Raw genomic sequence first — 10,378 nt, 5'->3', positions numbered from 1 at the left:
CTGCACTAGAAGCGATCTTTAGCATATATTTGTAGTAGTCACTCAAGTCGCTTGCTGGTAGGGTATTTACCAGAGGCTGTATGAGCCAAGCGCCAATATAAGTAGACAATATTAGCAGCACTATCAAAGGCAAATAATAATTAAAGTTTTGGTTACGAAAAGAATAAGCTTTCATCGGCTCTTTGCCGTGGAACAAGACGAAGAGCATGCGGAAAGTATACATCGAGGTCAAAAATTCGCCAAATAAACCTACCAACATCAGCGTACTGTGGCCATTAGCCAAAGCACCAAACAATATCTCCTCCTTAGAATAAAAGCCGGCTGTAAACACAGGTAACGCAGATAGTGCTGCACAACCGACAAGGAAACATAGATAAATCAGAGGACGCGATTTACGTAAACCGCCCCCGCTGATGTTAAAAATATTTTGTTCATGATGGCAGGCGAGAATTATGCTACCAGAGCAAAGGAACAGAAGAGCTTTAAAGAAAGCATGAGTCATCAGATGGAAAATAGCGGCATCCCATGCCTGCACGCCTAGAGCCAAAAACATATAACCAATTTGGCTCATCGTAGAATAGGCCAAAATTTTCTTCAGATCTGTCTGTACCAGAGCAGAACAGGATGCTATCACTAGCGTCACAGCGCCAATAAAACCTACCATATTAAGTACATATGGTGCAAGCAAGAACAAGCCATGGGTCCGTATGATCAGGTAAACCCCGGCGGTAACCATAGTCGCGGCGTGGATGAGAGCCGATACTGGCGTTGGGCCAGCCATAGCATCAGCTAGCCAGGTTTGCAGTGGTAACTGTGCCGATTTTCCTACTGCACCACCCAAAAGCAGTAGAGTAGCGTAGTTTATCACTTGCGAACCATCAGCAATATTTTGTGACGCTAGCACCATCATTTCTTGGCAGTTTAACGTGCCAAGCTGGTAATAAAGGAAAAACAGTGCTAAAGCGAGCAGCACGTCACCTATACGAGTGACAATAAAAGACTTCATGGCAGCATTACCATTTTTACTATCAGTATAGTAAAAACCTATTAGTAGATAGCTGCACAGCCCTACGACTTCCCACCCAAAAAACATCAGTAGCAAATTATCCGCCAGTACCAAGAGGGCCATGCTAGCAATAAATAAGTTAGTGTACGCAAAAAAGCGCGAATATCCCTCATCCCCACGCATATACCAGGAAGCGTATAGATGAATCAAAAATCCAACACCTGTGATAATCGAAAGCATAGTGAGCGATAGTTGGTCAAGACTTAAAGCGAAAACGATACGAAAATTTGCTACCGATATCCATGTCCACAGGGGCTGGTGAAATACGATCGTGCTAAGATAACCTCCACTAACTAGTAAAATCCAAGCGGTGGTGAGTGCAGCTAAACCTATGCTACCGACGCCGATAGTCGCAGTAACGTTATTTGACCAGCGTCCCTGAGAGAACGCTAGTAGTAAGAATCCCAACAGTGGAGACAATATGATGAAATAGATTAAGTTCATCCGTACATCTCGCTGAGAAGATCAATATCTAATGTATTGCGGTAGCGGTGTAACTGTAGTAGTAGTGCTAGACCTATGCTGGCCTCTGCAGCCGCTAGGGTTATTGCGAGGATATACATAACCTGTCCATCCGCCTGACCCCAATAACTACCTGCGATTACTAAAGCTAACGCCGCGGCATTGATCATTATTTCTAACCCTAGGAGTACAAAGAAAAAATTACGCCTGATAATTATCCCAGTAAGGCCTACAACAAATAAAATTGCTGCTAGACTTAAACTATATGATAATGAGATCATCCTCTATCCTCTATCCTCTATCCTCTATCCTCTATCCTCTATCCTCTATCCTCTATCTTCTATCCTCTATCCTATTAGCTACTATTAGTGTTCTTGTTGTTGTATCTAGTATCACAACCAAGGTGAAATGCTACTACTAGACCAGCTAGTAGTAGTATTGATACTAACTCTACCGCTAAGACATAAGGGCCAAAGAGCGATATTCCTACTTTTTTCGCTTCAATTAACTGACAACTCATATTATGGTCACTGGCATACCAGAAAACATGCAATAATACTATCAGTAGTCCTATTGATAAGATTGAAGGCCCTAACCATACCGTTAGCTGAAGCAAGTCCTGCTCATATTGCTTGCAGCCACTACTCATATTAAGCATCATGACCACAAACACAAACAGCACCATAATTGCCCCGGCGTATACTATTATTTCCAAAGCACCGGCAAAATAAGCACCAATCGAAAAAAACACGCAGGCAACAGCCAATAGTGAAATGATAAGATATAATAGTGCGTAGATAGGTTGGTTATGGGTAATCACACGTAACACTGCGAATATCGCTACTAAACTAGAAAAGTAAAATGCCAGTTCCATACTAAGCTCCTGAGTATGTATCTTTATGGTAGTAGGCTTTTAACGTCGATGGGTTTAGCTTCATTTTCTGCGTCACCTTTATGTTTACCATCAAGGGCTATGCCAGCCATATGATAAAAATTATATTCTGGATATTTACCAGGCCCAGAAATAAGCAAATCTACTTTCTCATATACAAGGTCTTGTCGTCTAAACTCACCCATTTCAAAATCTGGAGTAAGTTGAATTGCTGTAGTAGGACAAGCTTCTTCACATAAGCCGCAGAAAATGCAACGAGAGAAGTTAATACGGAAAAACTCCGGGTACCATCGTCCGTCTTTAGTCTCAGTTTTCTGTAAAGAAATACAATCTACTGGACAAGCTACTGCGCATAAATTACAGGCCACACAGCGCTCATTTCCATCGGGATCGCGAGTAAGTACAATACGACCGCGAAAACGTGAATTCTGATAAATTGGTATATCCGGATACATGCGGGTTTCACGTTTATTGAAAACATTGAGACTAATCATCCAGATGCTGCGCAATATGGTATAACAACCTATCGCTAAGTCTTTTAATGTCATGATTGATGATATCCACACTGTATTGAGGAGTGGTATAGAATTACTATTCCAGTTACTAACAAGTTAAGTAACGTGAGCGGTAAGCAGATTTTCCAACCTAACATCATCACTTGGTCGTAACGCGGACGTGGCAGTGACGCGCGGATTAAGATGAATAGAACGATAAAAACAGAGGTTTTAATAGCAAACCAAATAAAAGGTGGCAACCATGGCCCTTGCCAGCCTCCAAAAAATAAAGTTATTGTTAGAGCAGAGATAGTAACGATACCAATATACTCACCGATAAAAAATAGCCCAAATTTCATACCAGAATATTCTATATGATAACCATCAGCTAGTTCCTGTTCTGATTCTGGCTGATCGAATGGATGGCGGTGACAAACAGCCATCCCGGCCAAATAAAATGTTATGAAGCCAAAAAATTGCGGTACCACATTCCATATATGCGTTTGGTCTGCGATGATAGCGCTTAGGCGGAATGAACCTGCCTGTGCTACGACTCCCATAAGTGATAGACCGAGAAATACTTCGTAACTCAGAGTCTGGGCTGCGGCCCGCATCGCCCCTAATAAAGAGTATTTGTTATTACTAGCCCAGCCAGCAAAAAGCACCGCGTATACTGATAGTCCAGCCATCATCAGGAAAAACAGTACGCCAATATTTAAATCAGTCACCACCCAGGTAGGACTGACTGGTATAATAGCGAAGGCAAGTAGTAACGAGGTAAATGATATTATCGGCGCTAAGGTAAAAATTACTTTATCGGCAAAAGGCGGGGTCCAATCTTCTTTGAAGATTATTTTTATAAAGTCTGCGAACAGTTGTAGTGACCCACCCCATCCAACTCTATTAGGTCCATAGCGGTTCTGAAATAAACCTAATAAACGCCGCTCGACAAAACTCATATAGGCACCACTAGTTACTACGGCTAGTAAGATGACTACAGCCTTCACGATTGTTAGGGATATTTCAGTGACATCAGGTGTGAACCAACTCATATAGTCACCTCTCGTAGAGTTTCTACATTTAATCCCGCGAGTATAGGAGGAATTCCGGGAAAACCTAGTGGTAAACCAATCTGGCCAGTACTTAGAATATCGCTAAACCGTACGGGCAGACACCACTCTTGACTAGTACAACGAAAAGCTAGCATTGAGCAGCTATTAAGACCCAGTCTAACGGCATCCATCCGGCTAATTACTACATACGGTGCTGGCATATGTTTCTGGATTACCGGCGAGCGTTGCGAAGTTTCATCGCTGCCGAACAGATGCCAGTAAGGTGCCACGCGCCAGGAGCTATTCTGCTGTGGAATAAAAGGATCTGGAATAATATCAAACCAGTCTAAGATCTCGTCGCTTGCCTCTAACAACCTCACGCCAGGATCTCCGTAACGTAAATGACCGCCAACTTCTTCTTGGAATTTGTTCCAAGACTGTGGCGAATTCCAACCTGGTGCCCAAGTAAATGCTATTTGCTGACGCGGCGCAAGCGGATGATTGTTACCCTCCATAGAGAAAGTAAACATGGTGTCATTATCTTGTGATACACGAGGTTCATGCACGCTAATATGGGCGTGAGTAGCGGTACGACCACTATAGCGATGCGGTTCTCGCGCCAGTTTTTGACCATGAATACGAAACTTAGCATTCGGAGAAGCATACTTGATGCTAGCTAGATGAGGTAACTTTTGTACCATAGCATCAATAACATTATCGAGCTTAGTCCATTTTGCTTCATGGTTAAGATAAGTGACGTGTAATAAGTGTAACCATCGCCAGCTTTCTAACATCACAACTTGTTGGTCATAGTAAGCAGGATTGTATACCTGAAAAAAGCGCTGCGCTCGACCTTCTTGGTTGATCATAGTACCATTACTTTCTGCGAAGCAGGTAGCAGACAAAATTAAGTCAGCTTTATCTTGTAAAGCTGTACGCTGATGATCTATCACGATCATATTTGTGACTTTTTCCAGCGCCTGGTCAATGCGTGGAGCTAACGCATGTCGGTAGATATCGTTTTCTAGCACAATAACACTATCCGCAGTACGATACTCAAGCTCACTTAGAGCATCATCTAAGCTGCCCCCACCTATCATGGCTAAGCCCATACTGTTAGCACCAGAGGCAACAAAACTAATACCTACCTTGCTACCACGACTTTTGAGGGCACGAGCTATGTTTGCAGCCGCAGCGATTATAGTGTTACTACCAGCATTACTACCAGTAATTATTAATGGCTTACGCGCGTTGACAAGAGCCTCTACTATTAATGTAATCTTACTTTGTAGTGTTTTATCTAAATTAGTTACTGCCGGAGCCTGATTGTCCAACGCGTGAGCAATAGCAAAACCTAACCTTGCCTGATTGTCAACCGGAGCATGATAACTCCAAGTTGCTATATCGTCTAATTTAGTTTTATCAACATTAGTCACAAATAGTAAATTATTAGCATTTTGCCCAAGATTCATTATTGCTGCGACTTGCCAATTTGATATTTGGTGAGATGCAGCTAGAGCCCGCATCTTACCTTTCACTGCCTGCCGTACTGCCAGTGCTATGCGAGCGCCGGTCTGTGTGATGTCTTCGCCTAACACAAGCACTGTATCGTAGCTTTCTATCTCTCGTAGTGAAGGGGTATGAATTCCGCCGTGTCGCAAAACTTTGAGCATTAATGACAGTTGATCTTGTTCAGCTCGGGCAATACCTATATAGAAGTTATCTTCACCTACTAATTCACGCAAAGCGAAGTTGCTTTCAAGACTGGCGCGTGGTGAGCCGATACCAATCATTTTTTTTGCTTGGCGCAATATATCTGCGGCACCTTCCAGAGCTTGTTCAGTGTTCAGATAAATCCAATCGTTGCCACGTCGCTGCAATGGTTGACGTGGTCGATCTGTTAAGTTGACATAACCATAGCCAAAGCGACCGCTATCGCATAAAAAGTAATGATTTACGCTGCCATTATAACGGTTTTCTATGCGGCGTAATTCACCATAGCGTTCGCCTGGGCTGATATTGCAGCCAATACTACACTGTTGGCAGATACTGGGGGCGAACTGCATGTCCCACTTGCGATTATAGCGTTCAGAGTGAGTTTTATCGGTGAAAACTCCGGTAGGGCAAATTTCAACTAAATTACCGGAAAATTCGCTCTCGAGTACCCCGTCTTGTGAACGTCCAAAGTAAATGTTATCGTTGGCGCCGTAAACTCCGAGATCATTTCCGCCAGCATAATCTTTATAATAACGTACACAGCGATAACAAACTATACAGCGATTCATCTCATGCGATATAAATGGTCCTAAATATTGATTATAGTGGGTACGTTTAGTAAATCGGTAACGACGTAAATTGTGGCCAGTCATCACCGTCATATCCTGTAGATGACAGTTTCCACCTTCCTCGCATACCGGACAGTCATGAGGATGATTGATCATCAACCATTCGACTACGCTTTTACGAAACTGTCTAGCTTCATCATCGTTAATAGATATGATCGTTCCTGCAGCTACAGGCGTCATACAAGACATTACTAGTTGACCACAAGTATCCTCGGCATTTTTGTATTGCTTAATCGCGCACTGGCGGCAAGCGCCTACGCTACCTAGTACTGGATGCCAGCAAAAATAAGGCAAATCTAACCCTAAGGAAAGACATGCTTCCAGTAGATTACTTGACTTATTAACATCATATTTTTTGCCGTCTATATAAATAGTCACCATAGTCAGCATACTCACGTTAATAAAAATATATTTAAGTATAAATTAGCGCATGTCATTATTTTGTTGTATACCGGCAATATAGCGCGTATTACCAAGATAATCGGTGGAAATACCTGCTTCGAACTCTAATCTGAAATATTTTATCGCGCTTTGCAGCGGTTCTACTGCCCCTGGGGCATGGGCGCAGAAAGTCTTACCTGGTCCAAGGAAACGGCATAGTTGCTCCAGGGTTTCAATATCCCCAGGTTGTCCTTTTTGGCTCTCTAGCGCACGTAGTAACTTTACGCTCCATGGCAAGCCCTCACGGCACGGTGTACACCAGCCACATGATTCGCGAGCAAAAAACTCCTCAAGGTTGCGTGTTAACGATACCATATTGATTTTATTATCCACCGCTATTGCTAATGCGGTCCCTAAGCGGCTGCCGGCTTTACGAATATGTTCAAAGTCCATCGGAACATCTAGGTGGTTTGTCGTTAAAAACCCCGTACTCGCTCCGCCTGGCTGCCATGCTTTGAGGGTCATTCCATCTACTATGCCGCCCGCGTAATCCTCTAATATTTCGCGGGCGGTGATACCAAATGGGAGCTCCCATACGCCAGGTTTTTTCACACGGCCGGAGAAACCCATAAGCTTAGTACCAGTATCATGACTACTTGTTCTAGTATTTAGACCTTTATACCATTCTACGCCGTACTCTAATATAGCTGGCACATTACACAAAGTTTCTACGTTATTAACACAAGTTGGTTTACCCCATACACCGGTACTAGCAGGAAAAGGTGGTTTAGAGCGGGGGTTAGCGCGACGTCCCTCTAATGAATTGATAAGCGCGGTCTCTTCGCCACAAATATAACGTCCAGCGCCCGTGTGCAAAACAATTTCTAAGTTAAATCCGCTGCCTAAAATATTTTGACCAAGTAATCCTACTTCAGTAGCCTCTGCGATAGCTCGGCGTAAGTGCGCAGCAGCATGAATATATTCGCCTCGTAGGAAGATATAACTGCGATAAGCTTTAATAGCAAAAGCGGCAATAATTATACCCTCTACTAGTAAATGAGGTAGTTGCTCCATCAATAAACGATCTTTATAAGTACCAGGCTCCATCTCATCAGCGTTGCACAGCAGGTAGCGAATATTATTCGACGTATCTTTAGGTATCAGGCTCCACTTAATACCGGTAGAAAAACCAGCCCCCCCGCGCCCTTTTAAGCCAGAATTCTTAATCAAAGAAATAATGTCCTCCGGTTCCATATAGCTCAGCGCCTTACGCGCGCCAACATAACCATTTTGGCTTTGATACTCATTAAACCATACGGGCTCGTGGTCAGAGCGCAGGCGCCAGGTAAGAGGATTAATTTCCGGAGAACGAATAATAGTTTCGTTCATAAATACGACTCCAGTAAAGATAAAATGCATTCAGGCGTCAGGTTAACATAAGTATCTTCATTAACCATCATAGTCGGTCCCTTATCGCAATTACCTAAACAGCAAGTGGGTAATAAAGTGAAGCGTCTATCCTGCGTAGTCTGGCCAGGTTCGATATTAAGAAACTGCTCTAGTGTTGCTTGTATGGTTTGATAACCAGTGATATAGCAAACTACGCTATCGCAGTAACGTATAACGTGTCGACCCACAGGTTTACGGAATATCTGACTATAGAAAGTTGCAACTCCTTCAACATCGCTAACGGATATACCCAAAATCTGAGCGATTACTTCAATAGCCCCGTCAGGTACCCATCCGTATTTTTTCTGTACCATTTTGAGCGCTTCTATCGAAACGGCACGCGCATCTTCGTAGTAATTTTTTTCTTGCTCAATAGCTTCGTATACATCATGGCTCAGTTCAAAATAATCAGAATCAGTAATATCGTGTCGTTGAGACATAATTAACGGTCCACATCTGACATAACAAAATCAATACTACCCAGGTAGACAATTAGGTCCGAGACCAAACTGCCGCGAATCACGGATGGAATCTGCTGCAAATGAGCAAAACTAGGCGTACGTATGCGTGTACGGTAACTCATGGTACTGCCATCACTAGTCAGGTAGTAGCTATTGATACCCTTGGTTGCTTCTATCATTTGAAAAGATTCATTGGCAGGTATTACAGGTCCCCAGGATACCTGCAGAAAATGGTAAATAAGCGTATCAATATGCTGAAGTGTGCGCTCTTTCGGTGGCGGCGTGGTTAAAGGATGATCTGCTTTCACAGGACCAACCGGCATATTTTTTAAGCACTGCTCGAGAATATGAAGACTCTGGCGCATTTCTTCTACTTTCAGCATTACACGGCTATAACAATCGCTAATCCCATTACCAATAGGGACATCAAAATCAAAGTAATCATAGCCTGAATATGGTCTCCATTTTCGGACATCAAAGCTGATACCGGTAGCACGCAGTGCCGCTCCGGTTACCCCCCACTCTAATGCTTCTTGAGCACCATAAGATGCTACGCCTTCAGAACGTGCACGCAGCACACTGTTTTGCAACGCAACTTTTACATAACAGTTCAGCCTATTCGGCAGCCAGTTAAGAAAATCACGCAGCAATTCGTTCCAACCACGAGGTAAATCTTGCGCTATGCCCCCAATACGGAACCAGGCAGGGTGCATGCGAGCACCAGTAATAGCTTCCACTACATCATAAATTTTTTGCCTGTCGGTAAACGCTAGAAATATCGGAGTCATACCACCGACATCTTGGATATAGGTACTAATGTATAATAGATGACTATTAATACGGAATAGTTCTGATAACATCACTCGGATAACTTTTACTCTGTCTGGGACGACGATACCAGCTAACTTTTCGACGGCTAACACATAAGGCATTTCATTTACGCAGCCTCCAAGGTATTCGATGCGGTCGGTATATGGAATATAGCTGTGCCAAGATTGGCGTTCGCTCATTTTTTCTGCGCCGCGATGGTGGTAACCGATATCTGGTACGCAGTCTACAATTTCTTCGCCATCTAGCTGCAAAATAATACGAAATGCCCCGTGAGCAGATGGATGGTTTGGGCCTAAGTTAAGGAACATAAAGTCTTCAGTGTTATTACTCCGTTTCATACCCCACTCTTCTGGTTTGAAAGTTAGACTCTCCATTTCTAGCTCTTCTTTTTGCTTTGTTAGAACAAATGGATCGAACTCGGTGGCACGCGCAGGATAATCCTTACGTAGTGGATGTCCTACCCAGCTAGGCGGCATTATGATACGAGTAAGGTGCGGATGGCCCTGGAAAATTATACCGAACATGTCCCATGTTTCTCGTTCATACCAGTTAGCATTAGGAAAAATATTAGTCGCAGTTGGAATAGACATATCTTTTTCTAATAGTGGTACTTTTAGTATCACATCGCTGTTACTATCTATAGATAATAGGTGATATAAAACGGTGAAATCAGCCTTAGGCAAATCATTACTATTAGTAGTTCGTAGACGTTCATCGACTCCGTGTAAGTCATAAAGCATAATATAGGGATTAGGCATGTTTTTTAATAATTTCAGCATCTCTAAAATCTGCTCGCGTTGAACCCACACTACCGGAATTCCAGTCAGAGTTGGCTGTAAAGTTAAAGCGTTAGTGCCAAAACGCTTGATTAATTCACAAATAGCTAGATGATATCTATCATTTGTCGTGTGCCAGGCAGGTATGCTAATATTTAATGTCATTAAT

General features: G+C 43.0%; 9 protein-coding genes. All 9 read right to left on the bottom strand.

The genetic code is table 11. The annotated features are described in order from the left end of the window. On the bottom strand, positions 1 to 1,510 hold a 1,510-nt coding region (nuoL, locus tag CEX73_RS00150), incomplete at its 3' end, for an NADH-quinone oxidoreductase subunit L (RefSeq protein ID WP_101626640.1). Beyond that, the gene (gene nuoK / locus CEX73_RS00145; RefSeq protein ID WP_101626639.1) at positions 1,507 to 1,809 is read right to left on the bottom strand and encodes an NADH-quinone oxidoreductase subunit NuoK; all 303 of its coding nucleotides are present in this window, start codon (positions 1,807 to 1,809) and stop codon (positions 1,507 to 1,509) included. The genes nuoK and nuoL, both read right to left, overlap by 4 nt. 74 nt (positions 1,810 to 1,883) lie before the next feature. Continuing rightward, a complete protein-coding gene (gene nuoJ / locus CEX73_RS00140; RefSeq protein ID WP_101626638.1) occupies positions 1,884 to 2,402 on the bottom strand; it encodes an NADH-quinone oxidoreductase subunit J in 519 nt (172 codons plus the stop codon). A gap of 23 nt (positions 2,403 to 2,425) precedes the next feature. After that, positions 2,426 to 2,968, bottom strand: coding sequence for an NADH-quinone oxidoreductase subunit NuoI (gene nuoI / locus CEX73_RS00135; protein WP_101626637.1), 543 nt, complete (start codon positions 2,966 to 2,968; stop codon positions 2,426 to 2,428). Further along, a complete protein-coding gene (gene nuoH, locus CEX73_RS00130) occupies positions 2,965 to 3,966 on the bottom strand; it encodes an NADH-quinone oxidoreductase subunit NuoH (protein ID WP_101626636.1) in 1,002 nt (333 codons plus the stop codon). The genes nuoI and nuoH overlap by 4 nt, the downstream gene beginning before the upstream one ends. Then, entirely contained in the window at positions 3,963 to 6,692 is a 2,730-nt protein-coding gene (nuoG, locus tag CEX73_RS00125; RefSeq protein ID WP_101626635.1) for an NADH-quinone oxidoreductase subunit NuoG, read from the bottom strand. Before nuoG ends, nuoH begins: the two co-directional genes overlap by 4 nt. Positions 6,693 to 6,734: 42 nt before the next feature. Further along, positions 6,735 to 8,081, bottom strand: coding sequence for an NADH-quinone oxidoreductase subunit NuoF (nuoF, locus tag CEX73_RS00120; protein ID WP_101626634.1), 1,347 nt, complete (start codon positions 8,079 to 8,081; stop codon positions 6,735 to 6,737). Further along, a complete protein-coding gene (gene nuoE, locus CEX73_RS00115; protein WP_101626633.1) occupies positions 8,078 to 8,581 on the bottom strand; it encodes an NADH-quinone oxidoreductase subunit NuoE in 504 nt (167 codons plus the stop codon). The genes nuoF and nuoE overlap by 4 nt, the downstream gene beginning before the upstream one ends. Before the next feature lie 2 nt (positions 8,582 to 8,583). After that, positions 8,584 to 10,374, bottom strand: a complete 1,791-nt coding sequence (gene nuoC, locus CEX73_RS00110; RefSeq protein ID WP_101626641.1) for an NADH-quinone oxidoreductase subunit C/D — start codon at positions 10,372 to 10,374, stop codon at positions 8,584 to 8,586. Positions 10,375 to 10,378 lie beyond the last annotated feature (4 nt).

The sequence above is a fragment of the Candidatus Palibaumannia cicadellinicola genome (assembly GCF_002855795.1).
GTDB lineage: Bacteria > Pseudomonadota > Gammaproteobacteria > Enterobacterales > Enterobacteriaceae > Baumannia > Baumannia cicadellinicola_C.
The sequence above is the reverse complement of the archived record's forward strand: the minus strand, read 5'-3'. Positions and strand labels throughout refer to the sequence as shown.

Excerpts from the sequence above, each read along its gene's own strand:
- nuoK (WP_101626639.1), bottom strand. The coding sequence starts at position 1,809 with ATGATCTCATTATCATATAGTTTAAGTCTAGCAGCAATTTTATTTGTT.
- nuoJ (WP_101626638.1), bottom strand. The coding sequence starts at position 2,402 with ATGGAACTGGCATTTTACTTTTCTAGTTTAGTAGCGATATTCGCAGTG.
- nuoI (WP_101626637.1), bottom strand. The coding sequence starts at position 2,968 with ATGACATTAAAAGACTTAGCGATAGGTTGTTATACCATATTGCGCAGC.
- nuoH (WP_101626636.1), bottom strand. The coding sequence starts at position 3,966 with ATGAGTTGGTTCACACCTGATGTCACTGAAATATCCCTAACAATCGTG.
- nuoG (WP_101626635.1), bottom strand. The coding sequence starts at position 6,692 with ATGGTGACTATTTATATAGACGGCAAAAAATATGATGTTAATAAGTCA.
- nuoF (WP_101626634.1), bottom strand. The coding sequence starts at position 8,081 with ATGAACGAAACTATTATTCGTTCTCCGGAAATTAATCCTCTTACCTGG.
- nuoE (WP_101626633.1), bottom strand. The coding sequence starts at position 8,581 with ATGTCTCAACGACACGATATTACTGATTCTGATTATTTTGAACTGAGC.
- nuoC (WP_101626641.1), bottom strand. The coding sequence starts at position 10,374 with ATGACATTAAATATTAGCATACCTGCCTGGCACACGACAAATGATAGA.